The sequence below is a fragment of the Halomonas sp. 141 genome (assembly GCF_002810305.1).
In the GTDB taxonomy this organism is placed as follows: Bacteria; Pseudomonadota; Gammaproteobacteria; order Pseudomonadales; family Halomonadaceae; genus Vreelandella; species Vreelandella stevensii.
Window position 1 is genome coordinate 1 of sequence record NZ_PINZ01000114.1, and the last position, 1,126, is coordinate 1,126.

At 56.7% G+C, this 1,126-nt stretch carries 1 protein-coding gene; it reads left to right on the forward strand.

Translation table 11 applies throughout. The features are described from left to right. Positions 1-1,086: RNA-guided endonuclease InsQ/TnpB family protein (locus CWI66_RS17565; RefSeq protein ID WP_100732385.1), on the forward strand; the 1,086-nt coding region annotated here is incomplete at its 5' end. Between the last annotated feature and the right edge of the window lie 40 nt (positions 1,087-1,126).

Sequence of the window (1,126 nt, forward strand, 5' to 3'; positions counted from 1 at the left end):
TACAACAAGGCACTGCACATCATCAGTACGCAGTACAAGCGGCATGGCACCAAGCTCCGGGCTAAGAAAGACCTCAAGCCGCTACTGGCGGTAGCGAAAAAATCCCGCAAGTACCACTGGCTGAAAGACTACGATTCAATTGCGTTGCAGCAGGCGTGCATTAACTTGGATCGCGCCTTCCAGAACTTCTTTAACCCCCAGTTAAAAGCCCGCTACCCCAAATTCAAGCGCAAGCACGGTAAGCAATCGAGCTATCACTGTACCGGCATCAAGGTCGGTGGGAGCTGGATCAAAGTGCCAAAGCTCACGCCGATTAAAGCCCGACTTCACCGTGACATCACCGGCACGCTGAAAAGCATCACCTTAACCCGTACCACCACCGGCAAATACTACGCCTCGGTGCTGGTCGAGGACGGCGTTGAGGCGCCCGCACCGCTGCAAACCGTCGACACCGTGCTGGGGGTCGATATGGGCTTGACGCATTTGGCTATCGACTCGACTGGCCGCAAAGTGGCCAATCCTCGTTTCTTGAAGCGGGCGCGTGCTAATTTGCGGCGCAAACAAAAAGCGCTTTCCCGCTGCCAGAAGGGCAGCAAGCGCCGTGCGAAAGCACGGCTAACCCTTGCCAAGGCGCACGAGCGCCTGGCCAATGCCCGTGCTGACTTCCAGCATAAACTGTCTCGACAATTCATTGACGATAACCAAGCGGTGGTGGTCGAGACCTTGAACGTCAAAAACCTGCTGAAAAACCGCAAGCTGGCAAAACATATTGCCGATGCCAGTTGGCACAGCCTGATCCAAAAACTGGACTACAAAGCCAAGCAGCAAGGCAAGCATCTGGTCAAAATCGACCAGTGGTTTGCCAGCACCAAGACCTGTGCGGGCTGCGGCCACAAGGTCGAACAAATGCCGCTAACGGTTCGCACTTGGGATTGTCCTCACTGCGGCACCCAGGGCATCGACCGCGACATCAATGCGGCGCTTAACATCAAGCATCAAGGCATCATCCAGTTGAAGGCCGAAGGACTGTCGGTCTCTGCCCATCGAGGCCTGTGTAAGCCCGGTCACGCACCGGCAGCGGCCTAAGACGTGGGAAGCCTCGCCCGTCAGGGCGGGGAGCAGTCAC